Below are 20,125 nucleotides of genomic sequence, written 5' to 3' on the forward strand. Positions count from 1 at the left end.
TGGTCTACTTCAAACATACAAACATAAGGTTTTATGCGTTACCAAATAAGAAATAGCCATAATTATACCTGCACCGGATAAATCATCGCATAAACTTTGGATTACAATTATAACACACAAAAAAATAGTCCTATGAAAAAGCTCATTTTGACGGCATTGTTCGGAAGTATTTTCTTCTTTGCCATTACGACAGCGAAAGCTCAGCTCAATATTAGCGTAAACATTGGCAGTCAGCCTAACTGGGCGCCGGTTTATTATGAACATATTAATTACGTCCCTGTCAGGCATTATGTGCCAGTACGTAGTTATTACATACCGGCCCGTCATTATAAGACCGGGCGTTCAAAGCATTATCATGTACCCGGATATTACAAGGTTAAGCACAAAAACCATGGTCATTATAAGACATTTAAATATCGGGGTGAAAAAAGAGACCGGGGCATTGAAAGAATCATCCGACCAAGAGGTTGATAAAAAGGGGCAAGCCCCTTTTTATCTTTGTATGCACCCCGGGGTGGCAAGTTTAGGGAATTTTACATAAATTCAGCCGTATTTACCTCAGAAGATGCTACCAACCAGATATATTTTAAGAGCCGGCCCAGTCTCTTACTTTGTCATATTGTCGTTGCTTATGATCGCTTCCACTTCATTTGCACAAGAAACAAAGGATCAATATTCGTACGACAAACGTGTTATACAAAATGGCCGGACACTTTTCAATCAGTTATGTACGTCCTGCCACAACTTCACGCAACGTGGAATAGGTCCTGACCTCAGCGGAGCAACTGAGGAATTCTCTTCGGTCTGGCTTGCAAAATTTATCCGTAATCCTACGGAAATAATCGATAGCGGGGACGAAAAGGCTGCAAAAATGTTTGCTGAATATAAGACATATATGCCTTCACATCTCAGTTTAAGCGACCATGAGATTATGGCGCTGTTGTCCTATATCAATACCTATAAACGCAAAAAGGAGGAGACTACCGCTTACGGAACTCCCGTTAACAACCCTGTTCCTGCAAAAATTGCAAAAGGCGGGCTTACATTAAAACTACAGCTGCTGGCAATTGCACCGCCAAGCGCTGAAAAAATCCCTCTGGCACGCATTAATCAGACGGTTATATTAAAGTCAAAGAAGGAACGGGTTTTTATTCAGGATCTCAGAGGGGTATTATATGAGATCAGGAAAAATAAACTTATTGAAGTTATGCATATCGGCAAGCTTAAACCTTCCTTCATACATGCTCCTGGTTTAGCCTCAGGTTTTGGGAGTTTTGCATTTCATCCTGATTTTATGCAAAACGGGCTTCTATATACCACACACACGGAAAAGGCAAATACTTTACCTGCAGATTATACTTACAGCGATTCTATAAAGACAGCGCTTCAATGGGTAGTCACCGAATGGAAAATCAAAAATAGCTCGTCAATTGAATTCTCCGCTACCTCGAGGGAATTGTTACGCGTAGATATGCCGTCTCCCATGCACGGTGTTCAGCAACTTACCTTTAATCCGCTCGCAAGATCGGGCTCGCCTGATTATGGCTTGCTTTATATTGGCATAGGTGACGGTGGTTCGGCCGAAAATGGCTATAGCTATCTTTGCAACAGTAATTTACATATCTGGGGAACAATACTTCGCATTGATCCTGAAGGCCGAAACAGCAAAAACAAAAAATTTGGTATACCGTCTATAAATCCGTTTGTAAACGATCATAATACCAGTTCTCTGGGTGAAGTATTTGCTTATGGTTTCCGGAATCCCAACAGAATTTGCTGGTCGCCTGATGGGAAAATGCTCATATCAGATATAGGGCTTAATAACATAGAAGAATTAAACATTGGGATAGCCGGAGGAAACTACGGGTGGCCAGCGCGGGAAGGCACTTTTTTACTTAATTATAAAGGTAAAATGGATAAAGTATACCCCCTTCCCCAAAAGGATTCAAACTATATCTACCCTGTACTTCAGTATGATCATGATGAAGGTAACGCATTTTCGGGAGGCTTTGTTTACACAGGTAGTATCCCGTTATTGAAAAACAAATATATATTTGGTGATATAGTCAGGGGACGGGTGTTCTATACCGAAAGTGACCGGATCAGACTCGGTAGTCAAAGTCAAATCAAAGAATTTGATCTTCAATTTGAAGGAATAGCGTCCGATTTCAAAACCATGGTTGCCAATGGCAAAGCAGATATGAGATTTGGAGTAGGCCCAAATCATACACTCTACATATTTACCAAGACCGATGGGAAAATATGGGAAGTAACTGGTTGTGAACCTGGATTGTAAGCTATATACCTCAAACAAACAACGGGATATTCCATCCAGAACATCCCGTTGTTAAACCTAAATTTTACCATTTATGAAAAATGATTATGAAACATCTGCGGGATAACCACTCCCCGCAGCACTCACAGAAACCTCGGATGAGTAGTCTCTGGTAAGTATCCTTATACGGTTTAACATATCTGTCACCATATTCTCTAAGTCAAATTCCGGCCTCCACCCCCAATCCCTATTTGCAACCTTATCATCTATACTTTGAGGCCAGCTGTCTGCTATCTGTTGTCGGAAATCCGGTTTATATTCAATGTGAAAGGCGGGAACGAATTTTATAATTGTATCATATATCTCCTCGGGTGTAAAACTCAAGGCCCCAAGATTATAAGCTGTCCGCACCGACAGTCTATCTCCCGGGGCATCCATGAGTTCTATCGTAGCACGGATAGCATCTGACATATACATCATTGGTAATTTAGTATCCCCTTTCAGGAAGCAGGTATAAGCGTCGCCTTTCACCGCATAATGAAAGATGTCCACTGCATAATCTGTAGTACCCCCTCCCGGCAAGCCAGCGCTGATCAAACCCGGATAGCGAAGACTTCTTACATCCAGTCCGTATTTTTCAAAATAGTATTTACACCAAAGCTCGCCCGCCGCCTTGCTTATCCCATATATTGTAGTTGGTTCTGTAATTTCATACTGAGGACATGCTGTCTTCTGTGCTTTTGGACCAAATACAGCGATACTGCTTGGCCAAAACACTTTGCTGACCTTGTGTATTACTGAAAGTTCGAGAACATTCAGCAAACTGGTCATATTTAAGTTCCACGCTGGCTGGGGATTTTTCTCTCCGCTAGCGGAAAGCATTGCCGCCAAATGATAAATCTGGGTAAAATCTCCTTCAGCCATCAATTCTGATAATGCTTCTTTATCCATTACGTTCAGCTGCAAATAAGGGAACATATGCCTCGGAACCCCGGTATCTGGCCAGATGTCAGATGCGAGGACGCAATGTGTCCCGAATTTCAAACGTAAGGCTGCCGTTAATTCACTGCCAATCTGCCCGCAAGCACCTATAACCAATATCTTTTCCTTTCTATTCATTACTGCAAAGTTGTCTCTCTTTCGGATGACAACAAGGGGTTATGCAATACATTGGATTTTTTCTGCTGATCATGAGTATCTGTCCGAATAATATTTTGTTACATTTTTTTTAAGACAGAAAAGCAAAATAAAATACTTGCAGGTTTTGGCGTTTCGAAAAAGAAAGTATCTATTTGCTGTAAAACAAACTAGCTTATGAAGAGAATTATTCTGGATCAGTTGGATATTGACATTATCCGTTTATTGCAGGAAGACGCCACTTATTCCACAAAGGAAATTGCATTTAAACTGAAAAAAGTAAACACAACCATTATTACCCGCCTATCCAAGCTAAAAAAAGACGGCATTATACTGAAAAATGTTGCCGTTATAGACCGTAGAAAGTTCGATGATTTGCTTATTGCATTTACACATGTGCAGGTAAACAGCCATAGTGCCAATAGCCTTATTGCCTTTCAGGAAAAAGTACAGCTTTTTACAGAAGTTGTTGAATGTTATCATATGACGGGTGCCTTTGATTTCCTGCTGAAAATCGTTGTGAGAGATATGGCTGGCTATAATAATTTTTTAGTCCACAAGCTGGCACACCTGCCTAATATCGGAGCCTTGCAAAGCTATTTTGTTATTCACGAGACCAAACGCGAGGTTGCCTACCCGATTTGAACCAGGCAAAAAAAAATCGTGACCTCCATCCGGATCAGTCACGACCTAAAACCAAATATTTTCACCTTAGTGAAATAAAACCACTTACGTATGAACTCATAACGTAAATTTAAAGGCCCGCTGATTAGAAATTCACACACAACACGCGGACCTTTTTAACACAATGCAAATATCACCACACCAATATAAAGCAAAAAGACCCTGAATGCTTTTTGTAATAATTACTATTTATCGTCGCTGATAAATAATTTTATTTTACGATTTCAAGCTGAAAATTTAAATTTCAAAATTAAATTCTCTACAAAAATTACGGTGTGCTAAAGGTATTTTAGCAACGATCTTTTATCCATATAGTCTTTTCGCCTTTTTTACGGCCTGTTCCAGATCTATACCTTCTCCGAGGACACCACGGAACAAATCTCCCTTGTCCTGCAACCTGTCCAATGCATTAAAAATGTTAAAGTCGGTAATTTTCAATCCGGATTTAAGCTCGTCCCAATCCAGCGGCATAGATACCGGAGCACCTGGTTTTGGCCTTAAGGAATAAGGACACGCGATCGTCGCACCGGGCCGGTTTTGTAAAAAGTCAAGATACATTTTCCCTTTACGTTTTGAAACCATCCGCTCCAGACTCGTAAATCCGGGTATCTGCTGATGAACAAGGCTCACGATCAACTTCGCAAACAACTGAGACTGGTCATAGTCATATCTGGCACCAAGCGGAATATAAATATGGATTCCTGTGGAACCGGATGTTTTTGCATAACCCGGAACTTCTATTTTATCCAGTAAATTCTTAATGATATGAGCTGTTTCAATTACCTGATCGAAGGAAGTCTTTTTTCCCGGATCAAGATCCAGCACACAATAGTCAGGGCGGTCAGGAGCTACTGTTCTGGAAAACCATGGATTCATTTCGATACATCCCAAAGACGCCATCCAAAGTAAGGTCTCTTCGTCGTTGCCCAGTAAGTATTCACGATCCTCATCATCACTTGTCTTATAAGGAAAAGTTTTCGCCCATTCGGGTGCCTTTCCTTTTACATCCTTTTGATAAAACCCTTTAGACTGTATGCCGCCTGGAAAACGGTTTAGGGACATCGGTCTATCTTCCAGATAAGGCAAGATATATCTGGCAACCTGGTGATAATAGTTAAACATATCTCTTTTGGAAACCTTATCTTCAGGCCAGTAGAGTTTGCTCAGGTGCGTAAATTTAAGTTCATGTCCGTTTACTTTCCGTACCTGCGTTTCATCCTTGGGATTTAACAACGTCTTACGCGCATTTACACCCGGCGGCTTAAGCGCAGTCAGGTGCTTGTCCTTTGCTGCGGGCTTCATCTTTTTTTCGTCAGCCTGTTCTATATTTACAACAGCATTTGTTTCCACTGCAGCCTCAAGCACCACATCTTTAGCCGGTTTGTCAACACGCATGCCTTCAAAAGAGGGATGACGAAAGACGCCATCGCTGGTCACTTCGGCGTAAGCCACTTCACATACTAATTCAGGCTCCAACCAGAAAGCCTTAGCAGCCGGAGGATTTGGCCGGAAACGTGAAGGCTTATTCACATCTGGTATTGTTTCAAAAGGACTTGTTTTTCTAGCAAGAGGCTCAAACTGCTTTGCAATTTCTGTTTGCAGTTTCTGGGAAAAACCAGTCCCTACCTTCCCTACATATTGTAACTTCCCATGATTATACACACCCAGAAGCAGAGAACTGAACCGCTTGCTGGTCCCTTCGTTGCGTGTATACCCACCGATCACTACCTCTTGCCGTTTGTTTACCTTAATTTTCAGCCATTCTTTAGAACGGCTGCCAGCAGTATATTGGCTATCAGACTTCTTGGCAATGATACCCTCCAATCCCATTTTACGGGCTGCCTCATAAAATTCTGCACCGTCTGCTTCAAAAATCTTACTTAATCTGATCCGGTCATCACCTTGTGGTAACACTTCCTCTAGAATCTGCTGACGATCCTTTAGGGGCAGTTTACGCAAATCTTTGCCTTGGTACCACAAAATATCAAATACATAATACACCAGTTCACCATCTGCCTCGCTTCTCCAGTTTTGGAGTTTTCCAAAATCTGATATGCCTTTTTCATTGATTACTAATATCTCTCCATCTACCGCGATGTCTATCTTCCACTGCTGAATGATATTGTATATTGGATAAAAACGCTCATTGAACTGTTTATTGTTACGCGAAAGCATTTGGACATCACCCTCCGCCGTCGAAAAACCCAATGCCCGGTACCCGTCCCATTTTACCTCGTACCTCCATTCGGGGTCGTCAAACGGTTTATCCACCAATGTTGCCAGCATTGGTTTCATACCAATAGGTATCTTAGTCGCCGGGGCGCTGCTCAGCAAATCCTCCGGATTTGATTTTAATACCTCTTCATGCCCGTTTTTCCATACGCTACTTCCGGATTTCTCCATTTGTTCTAAAGTCTTACCTGAAAGAACTGATTTGGTATCCAAAGTAATATCATCTTCAGTAGCATATCGATCTTTATGCTTTATCAGCAGCCAACCATTTTCGCCCATACCCTGAGTTTTTACAAGAGCATATTCACCTTTCATCTTCTTTCCGTGAAGGCTAATTTTTAGAGCGCCTTCCTTTAACTGTTTCAACAGATGTTTCTCCTGGACCTTTTTTCCGGCATTCTTCTCAATTGGCTCATAAGTTCCTTCATCCCAAACAATTACAGTTCCACCCCCATATTCCCCCTTTGGTATAATTCCTTCAAAATCCTTATAATCAAACGGATGATCCTCTACCATCATAGCAAGTCGCTTTGTTTTAGGATTTGCTGATGGGCCTTTGGGTATAGCCCAACTCTTCAACACTCCTTCCATTTCGAGCCGGAAGTCGTAATGTAAATGAGAAGCATCATGTTTCTGAACCACGAACTTCAATTTGTTACTGTCTCCGGACTTTCCCGACCTTGGCTCGGATGTCTTGGTGAAATCCCTTTTAGCTTTATATTTCTGAAGGCCCATGATTATTTATTTATACCTTCCTAAACAGTTTGCACAAGCTAAAGTTTAAAACACATTAATCACGTTCATTCAGCGGAAGTCCAATGTAAAATGTCGTCCCGCCACCAGTAGTATCTTCAAACCAGATTCTGCCACCGTGAAGCGTAACGATCTGTTTTGATATTGCAAGTCCAAGTCCAAAAGACTGCTCTGCAGCCGTGCCAGGCCTTCTGGTCTTGTCGGGCACCTCAAAAACGTGCTGCTTTAATTCGTCCGGTATACCGATCCCATGATCTGTTACGCTGATCAAAGCCTGATCATCTTTTTGCATCAGTTTGACTATGATCGTTTCACCTTCGGGACTGAACTTTATTGCATTGCCGATAAAATGCTCATTACGCGACAGAACTTTTCCGTATTTATAGGGACTTCCATTTTCTGAACTTCTAAAACGAGTTCCTGCCGTTTATCTTTTGCTTTCAGCCTTAGCTGGTCAACGCAAAAACGCAAACTTCCGATAGCTCTTCGCGTTGCACTGCAAAAGTCTGGTCCATTGCCTTAGGGCGCATGAGGTCATCTACCAGGTCAAGGCAATTTTTCGATGACCGCTTCATCATCTCTGCTAATTCTTGGTCTTCAGTACTCAGTTTAGATCTGTGCAACATCAGAGAAGCGATCATATGAATAGAGCCCATCGGATTACGCAGGTCATGAGCAACTACCTTCATCATCCGATTGATTGTTCTCTGCCTGGCTTTGTTCCAATGCTTCCATAGTCTCCCGCAACTGTCCGTTCTGAAAAATCACCTGGTTATTTAACATTCTCAGTTGCAACACTTTTTTTCTGGACCGCCTAAGATTATATCATACAATAGCCAGAATGCTGGCCACCATTATCGAAATTACTGTTACTGCAATTAGGTAAAAAGTTTTCATACTGTTGTCACGCCTCATCAGCTGTAACCGATGCTCCTGCTCAGACTGCTTAAAAACTGCATCCATGTCAACGCTGGCCGCTTTTGAATCCGAAATGGCTAGAGAGTCTTCTATTACGTTATATTTTCTGAGATATCTGTAAGCATTTATCAGATCGCCTTTCTTTTCCAGATAAAGACTTTTGAGTCTGTACAATGACCGGTATGCCCTGACCAGCTCTTCATTTCGACCCTCCCGCTTCTTCATATCTGCTTCGAGCTGATCTATTAATCTTCCAGCCTTTTCAACAGAACCGGTTTCCAAGTACATAAATGCCAGCTTATTTTTCGCTGTTCCCACGTCTTCCCGGGCAAATCCTGGCCGGTCATTACTGGTACCGCAAAATGTGCCTTCCTTTAAAGCTTGCTTAAAATAGGTCACCGCTTTTAAAAAGTCCTTCTGTGTATATCGGATTAGTCCGAGCCTGTTCGTAAAGCTCATCAGCTGACAGGTATCCAGGTTCTTCAATGCAAATAATCTTCCCCTGTAATAATTTTCAAAAGCTTCATTATATTTACCCTGTGCTCTTAGCAGGTCTCCTTTAGCAAAAATTGTCTGTGCATATTCGTTCTTGTATGTTTCATCCTTATCTTTCAGGATATTAAACATACTGTCGGTATATTACGGCCTGTTTTACACTACCGCTATTTAAATAGTCATTATTTTTGTCCAGAATACTGTCCACTTTTGCCGTAAAGTTTACATCCGCTGGCATTTTACTTGTGCAGGCCATAATAAAACTCAGCATCAGAATGGCTATGAACGTCTTTTGTTTTCTAAGCATATCATCCAGGTTGTTTGGGGAATGCAAAAGCTGCACCAAACATAGTGCTGGAAAGTATTTACTGATAATTGCTAACTAAAGATTTTCAACGGTTTCAAAAAAAAAAGAAGACACACGCTAAGCTTTCAGCGCAAATCAAAACATTAGGTACCCCTCAGGAAAATAACAAAACAATTTACCTCCACATTCTCCAGGCAGGATAACCATTTAGGCTTTCCAGAAAAAATCCGTTTTCATCTTTATCCATCGCTATCGGACATATATCAGTATCCACCGGATTTTTATCGGCCTCGTCCGCTATCTTCGTTTCCGGAACCAATGATTCATTTGAGTTTTCTTTGAAGTCCATAACATTCAGTTTTTGTGAAGACTAACAACTGGAAAACTGAATTGTTTATTAAAATACTCTGCCTACAGTATAGATAAGCCCATTAAATTCAAATACCATACCTTCTTTCTTACCTAGAAGCAATTTCCCAATGGGTGAGGCTGGCGAAACCGCAAAAAACGGCGTAAAGACAGATATATCCTGTTCGGTCAATTCATTCTCCGATAAGGGTTTCAGTTGTCCGGCACTGATACCGATATAAAAGCTACCGTTGCCGGTGACTACAAGGCTACCCGGATGCACAGTTGATTTTTTCTTATCATTTTTACGATTTTTCATGAACAGCTCCTGTTGTTCTCTGATCAGGTCAAGTGCCTTCAGGCTCTCCCTGGCATCGAGCAACAGCTTCCGGTTCCGGTCGATCTCCTGTTGCATCATTTCACGGCTGGTCTCATACTTGTCACCTGCACTGCTTTTTGTGTCTTCATTACTCGCCTCACGCGCCTGCTCCAATGCAGTCTCTGCCGTCTTTATCTTTTGCAGTGCAAAATTACGGCACAACTCATATAAATGCTGTTTTAACTTGTTTATTTCCTGCATATCTATTCCTCGATCCATCGCACCTTATCCTCAATAGGTTGTCTGACTGCTTCCCTTTCCGGCTCATTATGATAGCCTAAATAAAAAAGCCCGTAACATCGTTCATTTTCCCAAAGGTTCAGAAAACCGTTCAGCTGACTGATCATTTCAGGTGAGCTCCAGTAGGCGCCGACTTTTAATGCTTCCGCAGTCAGCGCCATATTCTGTACTGCACAGGCCAGCGCCGCAACTTCCTCCCATTCGGGGAGTTTATCAGGGTGCAGTTGCGCGTTCAGGACAATGATACAAGAAGCTTGCATGGCCTTTTCAAGTATACTGTCATATTTTTTTTGAAGAAACTTCTCAGCTGGAATTGTTTCCTCATATAAACGGGCCAGTTCATTACCTAACTTCGAACGGCCGTTCCTTCTGAAGACCACAAAACGCCACGGTTGCGTTAGTTTATGAGTTGGCGCATAGTTCGCACTTTCCAAAATCTGGCGGACGACATCTGCCGGAATTTCCTCTTCGGTATAACTGATCGGAAAAATGCTTCTTCTTCGTTTAATAATTGTAGATAATACTGTTATTTCTGAACTCATACAATCTTCTTTAATTGTTTTCTGACTTTTTTAGCCCTCGCAAAGAACGCTATACTTTCCAAATCAGCCAAATAATCGATAGTATCTGCCAAGTCATCTTTAATCCATTGGTAGCGGGGAACAAGATTAGTCAGCGCCTGCATAGCGTGGACTTTGGTCGCTACAGGGACCTTCATATCAATGAGCCAGCTAAAAAAAGTCTCAATTACCCGGTCAAAATCAATTTTTCCGGCCAATTCCCTATAAACAGGCACAGCATTAGGGGCCGTGAGCAAAGCAACGATCTTACTGTAATGCCTCATGGCAGAGGCATTACACTGGCCTGGCAATAGCTCAACTAATCTTTCCGCGTAGGGTGAAAATTTTTCAGGCGAATGTACCATCTGGTATTCAAGCATCCAGGCAGCCCGGAAAGCCACTTCTTTTTTCGGGTAAAAACTGGCGTCAAGCAAATGGGTAATATCAGGGTCACTGTCCTGAAGTATAGCGGTTAAATGTGCCACCATTTGAAAATTCACCGGTAAATCCAGGCTTGCGATCAGTTCTTCCTTAGTCATAGCAGATTGTTTGGCTCAAACTTATACAAAAGAATGATTACCTTTGCGGCTTATTTTTCCGCATTATGATTTCAGTTTCCAACCTATCCCTGCGTTATGGTAAACGCACTTTATTTGAAGACGTCAACCTGAAATTCACCCAGGGTAATTGCTATGGGGTCATCGGCGCCAACGGTGCCGGCAAGTCAACTTTTCTGAAAATTCTTTCCAGTGAGGTCAGCCCGACAACCGGCAGCGTAGCCTTTACTCCGGGAGAGCGCATGGCCGTATTGAAACAAAATCACTACGAATTTGATGAATACAGTGTAATCGAAACCGTCATGATGGGCCACAAGGAGTTGTATGACATTATGAAGGAAAAAGATGCCATCTATATGAAGGAAGATTTCACGGACAAAGATGGCGAACGGGCAGGCGAACTGGAAAATAAATTTGCCGAAATGGATGGCTGGAATATGGAAAGCAACGCGGCAACAATGCTTAGCAACCTGGGGATCAAAGAAGAACATCACTATAAGCAATTGAAAGAACTGGACGGAAACCAGAAAGTACGCGTTCTCCTGGCGCAAGCGCTTTTTGGTAATCCCGACATTCTGCTATTAGACGAACCAACCAACGACCTCGATATCGACACCATAGCCTGGCTGGAGAACTTCCTGGCAGACTACCAGAACATTGTACTTGTGGTCTCTCACGACAGGCATTTCCTGGACGCCGTCTGCACCCATATCGTAGACATCGACTTCAGTAAGATCAATATCTTTACAGGTAACTACACTTTCTGGTATGAATCCAGTCAGCTGGCCCTTAAACAGCGCGCCGACCAGAATAAGAAGCTGGAAGACAAGGTAAAAGAGCTCCAGGAGTTTATTCAGCGGTTCAGCGCAAACGCCTCAAAATCGAAACAAGCTACCTCACGTAAAAAGGCTCTCGAAAAAATCGATATATCAGAGATTAAGGCTTCCAGTAGAAAATACCCGGCCATCATGTTCAATAACCAGGGGCGGGAAGCAGGGGACCAGATTCTTCAGGTCGAAAACCTCTCTTGTACCCTGAATGGCGAAGTCATGTTCAGGAACGTGAATTTCATGGTCAATAAAGGGGATAAAATAGCAGTACTGTCTCAAAACAGCCTGGCAACGACTGCATTTTACAATATATTGACCGGGCGCGAGCAAAACTATTCAGGCGAGTTCAAGTTTGGTGTAACCATTAATATGGCCGACATCCCAAATGACAACTCAGCTTATTTCGCGGGCAAAGACGAAAACCTGGTAGACTGGCTCCGTGACTATTCCGGTACCGAACAGGATGAACAATTTGTACGCAGTTTCCTGGGTCGCATGCTGTTTTCAGGGGAGGAAGTATTAAAAAATGTAAAAGTACTTTCTGGTGGCGAGAAAATGCGCTGTATGTTTTCACAAATGATGCTGAAACAAGCTAACCTGTTGCTTTTTGACGAGCCTACCAACCACCTAGATCTAGAGTCAATCACTGCGCTCAACAATGGCATGAAGGATTTCAGGGGCACTATTCTGTTTACCTCACGCGACCATGCCCTTACGGAAACCGTTGCGACACGAATCATCGAACTTACTCCCAACGGAACCATAGATAAAATGATGAGCTACGATGAATATATTACCAGCATGGAAGTAACCCAGCAAAGGGAACTCATGTATAAGCTAAAATAACTGTCATACAGGTCATATATCAAAAAAAGCCGGGCGTTATGCCCGGCTTTTTTTGATATATGCCTGAACGGTCAATGTCCATGATCATTTTCAGCCACGGGATGCAGTTCAAATTTCAGGTCCAGGTCATTCGCACCGGAAAATTTAGCTGCAAAATCCTGGTCATTCCAGTTTTCAGCAGTAATATTTGCCTTGACTCCGGGGTTCAGATGCCTGAGTACATATCGGAATACAAAACCCGCTGACGCAGCATTCACTGTTAAGTATCCGGTTATTCCTACATTGATTTTCTGATTTTCCCTGTCACGGTCTGCATAAACATACGTGAGTACTCCCTGAGGTGCGCCTGTAATAAAAGCCTGGTGAATTTCAGGTTTATCCAGGAATTCCTGCTGCATTTCCCTTCCTGCAAAGTCATAAGCCTTCAGTGTGAGCTTATAGGTAGCACCTTCATGCAGATGTGCATGAGTACCAACAGGTGGTAATCCGCTGGCATCAAACGCAATAGTCAGCGGCTGAGCGTCTTCAATAATGTTATAATGATAATGGTCGCCATGTGCTTCGCGTTCTACCTCTAAAAACGTCAGCTCTGCTTTTCCGATCTCTTCTTCCGGGATCTCTGGTTTAGGGTCCTTTTTACAGGCGTTAAACGTAAGCGCAGTAACAGTCGACAGAATAAACAGAAAATACTTGTGTAGTTTGTTCATGATTGTTGATTATGTAAGTAAATAGATAATGTGAATTAGAATCTGTAGTTCAGCCTCAGCATAAGGTTACGCCCCTGGCCGTGTACGAAATACCGATACCGGTCCATGTAATCCTTATAAAGCCGGTTGAAGAGGTTTTCAGCCGTTATATCCAGTCCCAATCGATGGTTTGCAATTGGTATAGTATTACCGACGGAAATACCAAGCAAATGATAACCGGGAGGTGGAGGAGCAAAATCACTGCCTTGCAGAAACCTTCCCTGCCTGAAAGTGTACTCATGATTCAGCTGTAGACAGAAGTCTTTCCATACCTTACGAGTCTGCCCCAGTTCTAAACGCAGCCGGCTCCCTGCCTTCCCCCCCGGTATAAGCGGCAGATATCCACCGTTATTAAGATCACTGGCTATCACCAGCGAAGCATTGAACATATAAGTCAAACCATAAGTGAACCGGTATATAACAGAAAAATCAGTTCCACGAAAGAACGCAGCTGTCTGACGGTATCTGAATACCGGAAAAGTACCGCTCATCGTCTGCCGGAAACTTTTGTCGGGTCTTGTATAAATATAGTTACGGATATACTGCGCATAGAGATCCAGTCTCAGTTCAAGTGGCATGTCAACATAACTTAGCCCGTTGGTCCATTTGTATCCCTGTTCAATCTGCAATCCAGGATCACCAACCTCAAACAGACCAGCTCCGTGGTGCAGTCCTTTGCTGAAAAGTTCGTTTGCTGAAGGTGCTCTCCATCCTGCCCCTATATTGCTGATCAAACGCACCATCCCGCCCAAGCGGAAAACAGCACCGGCCGTTCCAGTCAGGTTATGAAATTTTCTTTTGCCGCCATAATATTGTTCCGTTATATCGTCACTCTCCCCATAGGCATATCTAAAACCAGCGGCATCAAATTGCTTAAAATCGTAGCGCAAACCCAATTCATATTCTGCCCGCTCAGTCAACCAATTCCTCGCAAAGAAAATCGCTGCAGAAAAGCTATCATAGTTGGGAATAAATGTATTGGCAAGTGTACCCGGAACATTATTGTTTATCTGCAGCATTCCGTTAATGCCTAATGAAGCGCCAGAACCTGCCTTATTGCGTGCCCCCAACATCATATCAAGCGTATGTGTACTCAGCAATAAATCATTGATCGGCAATGCTTCCCGGTTGCCTCTTCTCAAGTCAAACTCCCTGCGATGATTGCGCTGATAGGCATAAGTAAAGTCAAAAGTCCTTTCCGGTGCAAAATCGTAGTGAAAATTCGCTTTCAGCAGATCATGCCGGATATTTTGTCTGGGTACATTGATCTGGTAAGTAAATCCATATTCTTCGAAGGGCTGTCCTGCCGCTATCCTCGATTCAATATCTTCGAGGGTAGCAACATGAGCAGTATACATTATTCCGTATATAGCTCCGAAATGACTGTAATAAAGTTCGTACCTGGCTTTTTTATTTGTATATCCTAAAGCAGCGGAATAATTCCGTTCTGCCAGTCCTGTATTACCGATCATATAGTCCGCAGTATGGATATTTCCCGATCGCTTAAGTGTCCCTTGTAAACGCCAGCCAAATCCCTTCAGTCCACTAAGCCCACCTGTAAACATAGCAGAACCAGTTACTCCTCTTCCGTTTGAAATACCCGTCAAATTTATCCCGCCATTCAGTCCGGCACCAACCGGAAGTACCCGTGGCTGCAACAATATTACACCACCCATTGCTTCTGCTCCATACCTCACAGACGCTGCACTTTTAATGACCTCTATGCGCTCTGCAAGCATGGGGTCAAGTTCGGGTGCATGTTCTGCGCCCCATTGCTGTCCTTCCAACCTCACCCCGTTATTCAGCAGTAGCAATCGGTTACTATGTAACCCATGAATGACCGGTTTTGCAATTGTCCCTCCGCTTTTTAAACTACTGATACCAGGCAACTCTTTCAGTACATCAGCCAGAATCAGTCCGCTACTTCCGTTCAGCTTTTCACCCGATACTACTTCTACGGCCTGTGAGGAGGATGCGATCTTCTTTTTTCCACTGATTTGTACTTCATGTAGCCTGTGTGTCGTATCTGAAAATTCCTGAGCAACAATAAGCCCGGGAGTCAGTAGTAATCCAGCTACAACGGCTTTCTTCAAAAACAAATAAAAGCGTGATCTCCATTTCATAAATGCAATTTAGTTGCAAATATACATATCAAATTATCATTTGCAACTAAATTGCATTTATATGCGCCGTAGCAAAATCCAGAGCATGCGCTGTTGAATTGCTTTTAGATGCAGCTATTGGTATATTTGCAATCCTATGGCCCAGAAAATTTTTCTCACTCTATTGTTGTTTACCAGCGCTTTTATTGCCAGAGCACAACATAATCCCGACGATCAGATTACCTCAGATAATTGGGATATCGTTGGCGGTGTCGATTTTAAAATTGTAAAAGACACAGAAATGATCCCTGTCTTTACAGATAAGATAAAAAAGGCAGCAAATAAACCTTTTGAGCTGGAAGGTTACATTGTTCCCATAAAAGATGGCATGAAACAATCTAAGTTTATGCTGTCTACCCTGCCCATTAACCAATGTTTTTATTGTGGCAAGAACGGTGTGCCGGTAATGGTCCTTGTAGAAACAACTGAGCCTATTAAATTCACTTATAAGACAATAGCTGTCAAGGGCATCCTTAAGCTTAATCCCGGCAACGCTATGGATAACCCTCCGATTGCATTGACGGCAGCTAAACAGATATGATTATGGCATTGGATCCAGGTAATATACTTAAGGCACATGACCTCAAACACACCAGGCAAAGGGTGCGTGTTTTGGAAGAAATTTCCCATGGTCAATCTGCAGTATCTCAACCAGAGCTTGAGAAGAAACTCGGAAAGGAAATTGACCGTGTTACCCTCTACAGGATACTTAATGCGTATGAAGAGAAAGGTATTGTCCACAAGATTATGGATGCGAACGGAACGGCCAATTACGCAATATGTTCTTCAGCCTGCACAGCGCATAATCATCATGACGAGCACGTACATTTCAATTGTACCAACTGCAATAAGATCTTTTGCCTGGAACTGACTATTCCTGAAATAAAGATGCCTGAAGGCTTTAAAGCAAAGACCGTAAGCTTTACAGCTTACGGTCTTTGTAATAAATGTAATAAGGAAAAATAAATTAATGTCCTGAATGTCCGTCTGCACCATGCGCATGGCCATGGCTCAGTTCCTCAGGAGTAGCCTCACGCACTGTAAGTATTTCACCGGAAAAGATCAGGTTCTTACCCGCCATCGGATGGTTCAGGTCAACAGAAACCACATCATCACCAACAGCGGTTACCCCTGCCCTGAAATGGTTACCCTGATTGTCCTGAAGCGGGATCACATCACCTACCGCAGGTAAATCTACATCCTTGAACATTTCTTTTGGAAGATCAGCATATGCCCCCGGATCTATTTCACCATAGCCATCAGCTGCGGAAAGCTCAAAACTATAAGCATCGCCCTCATTAAGGCCACTCAGGTACTCTTCAAACTTAGGCAGCATCATGCCTGTACCATAAAGAAAAACCAGTGGCTGCTGTTCATCAGCCTTTTCCACGAAAACCTGCTGGCCTTCTTCATTAGTCGTATGCAATTCATACGTTAGTGCTACTACTTTTTTGGGTTGAATACTCATTCTTATTTGATTGATTAATTTATGAACTGCAATGCTTCATCGACCGTCGTAACAGGCAACTGGCATGTCTTATTCTGACAAATATAGATTTTTGTTTGCATGCTTTGTTTATCTTTTAACAAAGGCAACCCGGTATTTGTTCCTCCCAAAAAAATTTTGTTGGGAATATATACCCGGTTAAACTCCTGCTTAAGCCGCAATACATCCTCGCCCGTTATCGCTATTTCATTAATTCCAAATACTTCATCCAGCAATTGTACCGCCCAGTTGGAATAAGCAGAACCATAAGTCTTGATCTGCGGCTCAACCGCGGCCAGCATTGCCGAGGCCTTTTCTGTGTAATGGGGCTCATCAAATAACAACCCCAGCTTTTGCAGGTTCTGGGACATTACCGAATTCGAAGAAGGAATCACATTATCCATTACCTCATGCTTTCTGGCAATAAGTGCTTCACCATTTACAGCTGTATAAAACAACATGGGGCTGTCTGTATCTTCAAAATGATCAAGCACATAATCGGTTAGTCTTTTTGCCTCCTGCAACCATACTTCCTCAAAATCGGCCTGATAAAGTGCGATCAAAGCGTCAATAAAAAAGGCATAATCATCCAGAAAGCCAGGTATAGTCGCCTTTCCGTTTTTAAAGTTTCTGTAAAGACCACCATCAGGCATGCTCAGTCTTTCAAATATCGCTTTGGCGGCCCCGCGGGCAAGTTCATAATAAGAACGCTCATTAAACACCTGTGAGCTATCTGCCAGTCCCCTGATTGTCATTGCATTCCAGGCAGTAAGGCATTTATCGTCTAAAGCAGGCCTAATCCTTTTTGACCTGTGGGCCAACATTTTATACTTAGCTAACTTAACTTTTTCCTGAAATTCAAATGTGTCCAACCCCTTTACCTCAGCATATTCTATCGGATCAAACTTTCTGAGCAGAATATTCACCTGCTCTTCCTCCCAGTTACCTTCAGAGGTAATATGAAAATAATCACGCAGCAGATCAGCATCTGTTCCCAAAACTGCATCAAATTCATCTTTGTCCCAAACATAGAATTTGCCTTCTATACCTTCACTATCAGCATCTAATGCCGAATAAAACAAACCTTCGGGTGAGGTCATCTCCCTCTTTAGCCAATCCACAGTTTCCATTACAATTTCTCTGAAAAGAGGTAAATAACTATACTGATAAGCTTCTGCATAGAGACTGATCAGTTGTCCGTTGTCATAAAGCATCTTTTCGAAATGCGGTACATGCCATTGTCCATCTACAGAATACCGTGCAAAGCCCCCGCCCACATGGTCATAGATTCCTCCCATCGCCATTTTTTCAAGCGTAAACAAGGATGCAACGTGTGTAGCATCATCTTTCATTAAATAGCTATACCTCAACATAAACTGCCAGTTATTTGGCAGTGGAAACTTGGGTGCCCGGTTATATCCCCCTGCCGAAATATCAAAATATCTTTTCCAGGGTCCCACTATATCCTCAAGATGCCTGCGCGAATATTCCGTCCTCCCGGCGGCAGGTATGATCGTCTCTGCGGCACGTATACCCTCAGTAAGCCTGTCCGCATACTGCAAGGCTTTTTCAGGCTCTTCTTTCCACATCTTCGCAACGCTAAGCAGCAGGCTGATCCAATCTGTTTTTCGGAAATAAGTCCCGCCGTAGATTGGCCGCTCATCGGGAAGGCATATACAATTGAGCGGCCAGCCACCACTGCCGGTCATCAGCTGTATGGCCAGCATATAAATCTGATCGATATCTGGTCGTTCTTCCCTGTCTACTTTAATGCAGACATAATGCCGGTTCATCACTTCAGCCACCTCATTGTCCTCAAAACTCTCCCGCTCCATTACATGGCACCAATGACAAGCAGAATAGCCTATACTGACAAGGATAAGTTTTTGCTCTTCTCTGGCCTTTTTAAGTGCCTCCTCCCCCCATTCATACCATTGCACAGGGTTGTAAGCGTGCTGTAGGAGGTAAGGTGAAGACGCATTAATGAGTTGGTTGGGTATATCGTGCATAAGGGTAAAATTAGTAATTTTAGTACATAACTATCATGCCATGAAAATCAGCCACACGGAAATCTACCGCTTTAGTATACCCGTCGAACCCTTCGTCATTGCTACTGGTACTATGCATTTTGCACAGAACGTATTGATCAGGATACACACCTCTACCGGTATAACGGGCACAGGAGAATGCTCGGCCTTCCCAATGATCGTCGGTGAAAGTCAGGAGACTTGTCTCGTGATGGCCAGAGCTTTTGCAACCATACTTAAAGGAAAAGATCCACTGGAAATACCCGACCGTATGAACGAACTGCAAGACTATGCAGCACATAACAACACTATTAAAAGTGCTTTCGATATGGCTTTATTCGACATTGCCGCAAAAGCTGCCGGATTACCTCTTTATCAGTACCTTGGTGCAGTTCCCCGCAGCATTGAAACCGATATTACTATCGGTATTGATACACCGGAAGCTATGGCTGCAACTGCGTTACACTTAAAAGAACAAGGTTGCAGCATCATTAAAATCAAAGTTGGCAAGGATATACATACAGATATTGAAAGGGTGCGCCAGATCAGACACGCTACAGGCCCGGACATGAGACTAAGACTGGACGCAAATCAGGGATGGAGTTTCGATGATGCACTCTTTGCCCTTGGCAAACTGTCTGCATTCGACATCGAGTTCTGTGAGCAGCCAATGCGGACCTGGTACGATGACAAACTACCTGAACTCTGCGCCAATTCCGCTGTAAAGATCATGGCAGATGAAAGTTGTTACAATCATCATGATGCCAGGAGATTGATCAATGCCGGTGCCACAGACTATCTTAATATCAAATTCTCTAAATCCGGTGGTATACTTGAAGCGCAAAAAATCCATGAGATCGCCTTGCAAACCGGTACGAAATGTATGATGGGCGGCATGCTTGAAACCCGGATCGGCATGAGCGCCTGTCTTCATTTTGCATTATCCTGTCCAAACATCATCTTTTTCGACCTGGACACTTGTCTTTTGGGACACAAAAAAAACCCTGTTACCGGTGGAGTAACCTATAACAGCTTTGTGCTTACCTTACCGGACACACCTGGTATCGGTGCAGACGCAGATCCTGAATTCCTGAAAGACTGTGAAAGCTGGATCATATGACAAATCCCACAAGTAAATCAGGA

20 protein-coding genes are annotated in these 20,125 nt (G+C 43.0%); 7 read left to right on the forward strand and 13 right to left on the reverse strand.

From position 1 onward, the window contains the following. The first annotated feature begins 132 nt into the window (after window positions 1–132). Together P2W84_RS11130 and P2W84_RS11135 are read left to right on the forward strand one after the other, a co-directional pair. The gene (locus tag P2W84_RS11130; RefSeq protein ID WP_276090212.1) at window positions 133–471 is read left to right on the forward strand and encodes a hypothetical protein; all 339 of its coding nucleotides are present in this window, start codon (window positions 133–135) and stop codon (window positions 469–471) included. Between the two features lie 160 nt (window positions 472–631). Continuing rightward, complete coding sequence (locus tag P2W84_RS11135; protein WP_276090213.1) at window positions 632–2,296, forward strand: PQQ-dependent sugar dehydrogenase; 1,665 nt, start codon at window positions 632–634, stop codon at window positions 2,294–2,296. Between the two features lie 84 nt (window positions 2,297–2,380). Here the strand turns inward: P2W84_RS11135 and P2W84_RS11140 are convergent, their stop codons facing one another. Next, window positions 2,381–3,394 (reverse strand): NAD-dependent epimerase/dehydratase family protein, encoded by a 1,014-nt coding sequence (locus P2W84_RS11140; RefSeq protein ID WP_276090214.1) that lies wholly within the window; start codon window positions 3,392–3,394, stop codon window positions 2,381–2,383. A gap of 195 nt (window positions 3,395–3,589) precedes the next feature. Here P2W84_RS11140 and P2W84_RS11145 point away from each other — a divergent pair, with 195 nt between their 5' ends. Beyond that, the gene (locus tag P2W84_RS11145) at window positions 3,590–4,057 is read left to right on the forward strand and encodes an Lrp/AsnC family transcriptional regulator (RefSeq protein WP_276090215.1); all 468 of its coding nucleotides are present in this window, start codon (window positions 3,590–3,592) and stop codon (window positions 4,055–4,057) included. A gap of 342 nt (window positions 4,058–4,399) precedes the next feature. Here the strand turns inward: P2W84_RS11145 and ligD are convergent, their stop codons facing one another. The 8 genes from ligD to P2W84_RS11185 form a co-directional block, all read right to left on the reverse strand. Further along, entirely contained in the window at window positions 4,400–7,063 is a 2,664-nt protein-coding gene (gene ligD / locus P2W84_RS11150) for a DNA ligase D (protein WP_276090216.1), read from the reverse strand. A 55-nt stretch (window positions 7,064–7,118) separates the two neighbouring features. After that, complete coding sequence (locus tag P2W84_RS11155; RefSeq protein ID WP_346348962.1) at window positions 7,119–7,448, reverse strand: ATP-binding protein; 330 nt, start codon at window positions 7,446–7,448, stop codon at window positions 7,119–7,121. 79 nt (window positions 7,449–7,527) lie between these two features. Beyond that, entirely contained in the window at window positions 7,528–7,773 is a 246-nt protein-coding gene (locus tag P2W84_RS11160) for a histidine kinase dimerization/phospho-acceptor domain-containing protein (RefSeq protein WP_276090217.1), read from the reverse strand. Between the two features lie 133 nt (window positions 7,774–7,906). Further along, complete coding sequence (locus P2W84_RS11165) at window positions 7,907–8,626, reverse strand: hypothetical protein (RefSeq protein WP_276090218.1); 720 nt, start codon at window positions 8,624–8,626, stop codon at window positions 7,907–7,909. 350 nt (window positions 8,627–8,976) lie between these two features. Further along, the gene (locus P2W84_RS11170) at window positions 8,977–9,150 is read right to left on the reverse strand and encodes a hypothetical protein (RefSeq protein ID WP_276090219.1); all 174 of its coding nucleotides are present in this window, start codon (window positions 9,148–9,150) and stop codon (window positions 8,977–8,979) included. Between the two features lie 48 nt (window positions 9,151–9,198). Continuing rightward, the gene (locus P2W84_RS11175; protein WP_276090220.1) at window positions 9,199–9,729 is read right to left on the reverse strand and encodes a 3-oxoacyl-ACP synthase; all 531 of its coding nucleotides are present in this window, start codon (window positions 9,727–9,729) and stop codon (window positions 9,199–9,201) included. Window positions 9,730–9,731: 2 nt separating this feature from the next. Further along, the gene (locus P2W84_RS11180; RefSeq protein WP_276090221.1) at window positions 9,732–10,310 is read right to left on the reverse strand and encodes a nitroreductase; all 579 of its coding nucleotides are present in this window, start codon (window positions 10,308–10,310) and stop codon (window positions 9,732–9,734) included. Next, complete coding sequence (locus tag P2W84_RS11185; protein ID WP_276090222.1) at window positions 10,307–10,867, reverse strand: hypothetical protein; 561 nt, start codon at window positions 10,865–10,867, stop codon at window positions 10,307–10,309. Before P2W84_RS11185 ends, P2W84_RS11180 begins: the two co-directional genes overlap by 4 nt. A gap of 65 nt (window positions 10,868–10,932) precedes the next feature. Between P2W84_RS11185 and P2W84_RS11190 the strand changes: the two genes are divergently transcribed. After that, window positions 10,933–12,561: an ATP-binding cassette domain-containing protein gene (locus tag P2W84_RS11190; RefSeq protein WP_276090223.1), complete on the forward strand. Its 1,629-nt coding sequence runs from the start codon at window positions 10,933–10,935 to the stop codon at window positions 12,559–12,561. Between the two features lie 71 nt (window positions 12,562–12,632). On the opposite strand, the gene P2W84_RS11195 is transcribed toward P2W84_RS11190, so the two are convergent. Both P2W84_RS11195 and P2W84_RS11200 read right to left on the reverse strand, forming a co-directional pair. Next, entirely contained in the window at window positions 12,633–13,268 is a 636-nt protein-coding gene (locus tag P2W84_RS11195) for a hypothetical protein (RefSeq protein WP_276090224.1), read from the reverse strand. Window positions 13,269–13,303: 35 nt separating this feature from the next. Beyond that, on the reverse strand, window positions 13,304–15,430 hold the full coding sequence (locus P2W84_RS11200; protein WP_276090225.1) for a TonB-dependent receptor: 2,127 nt from the start codon (window positions 15,428–15,430) through the stop codon (window positions 13,304–13,306). A gap of 136 nt (window positions 15,431–15,566) precedes the next feature. Here P2W84_RS11200 and P2W84_RS11205 point away from each other — a divergent pair, with 136 nt between their 5' ends. Together P2W84_RS11205 and P2W84_RS11210 are read left to right on the forward strand one after the other, a co-directional pair. Then, the gene (locus tag P2W84_RS11205) at window positions 15,567–16,010 is read left to right on the forward strand and encodes a hypothetical protein (RefSeq protein WP_276090226.1); all 444 of its coding nucleotides are present in this window, start codon (window positions 15,567–15,569) and stop codon (window positions 16,008–16,010) included. A gap of 2 nt (window positions 16,011–16,012) precedes the next feature. Then, on the forward strand, window positions 16,013–16,435 hold the full coding sequence (locus tag P2W84_RS11210; protein WP_276090227.1) for a Fur family transcriptional regulator: 423 nt from the start codon (window positions 16,013–16,015) through the stop codon (window positions 16,433–16,435). A 1-nt stretch (window position 16,436) separates the two neighbouring features. On the opposite strand, the gene P2W84_RS11215 is transcribed toward P2W84_RS11210, so the two are convergent. Then, entirely contained in the window at window positions 16,437–16,937 is a 501-nt protein-coding gene (locus P2W84_RS11215; RefSeq protein ID WP_276090228.1) for a peptidylprolyl isomerase, read from the reverse strand. Between the two features lie 14 nt (window positions 16,938–16,951). Beyond that, window positions 16,952–18,964 (reverse strand): thioredoxin domain-containing protein, encoded by a 2,013-nt coding sequence (locus P2W84_RS11220; RefSeq protein ID WP_276090229.1) that lies wholly within the window; start codon window positions 18,962–18,964, stop codon window positions 16,952–16,954. A 40-nt stretch (window positions 18,965–19,004) separates the two neighbouring features. Here P2W84_RS11220 and P2W84_RS11225 point away from each other — a divergent pair, with 40 nt between their 5' ends. Then, entirely contained in the window at window positions 19,005–20,102 is a 1,098-nt protein-coding gene (locus tag P2W84_RS11225; protein ID WP_276090230.1) for a dipeptide epimerase, read from the forward strand. Window positions 20,103–20,125: the final 23 nt, after the last annotated feature.

This window comes from Pedobacter sp. JY14-1 (assembly GCF_029269825.1).
GTDB lineage: Bacteria > Bacteroidota > Bacteroidia > Sphingobacteriales > Sphingobacteriaceae > Pedobacter.